The organism is Campylobacter sp. 2018MI13, from assembly GCF_018501135.1.
Lineage (GTDB): Bacteria > Campylobacterota > Campylobacteria > Campylobacterales > Campylobacteraceae > Campylobacter_E.
The window spans coordinates 1-224 of record NZ_JAHCZC010000357.1 but is presented as its reverse complement, the minus strand read 5'-3'; the positions used below and the strand labels follow the sequence as shown (position 1 = coordinate 224).

Below are 224 nucleotides of genomic sequence, written 5' to 3'. Positions count from 1 at the left end.
GATTTTAGGACAAACTATTGCTCCAATTTTTTTCAATACCGCTCAAGATAGTGGTGCTTTACCAATAGTTTGTGATGTTACAAATCTTGAAATGGGGGATAGATTTGTTGTTGATATTGCAAACGGACAAATTAAAAAAGATGGTAAAGTTGTTTCAACTTTTGAAATAAATCCAAATACTCTTTTAGACGAAGTTCGTGCAGGTGGCAGAATTCCACTAATCG

The 224-nt window shown here is 33.9% G+C and carries 1 protein-coding gene; it reads left to right on the top strand.

What is annotated here, in order from left to right; translation table 11 throughout:
- The coding region (locus KJQ99_RS10380; protein WP_214150791.1) for a 3-isopropylmalate dehydratase small subunit at positions 1-224 on the top strand (224 nt) is incomplete at both ends.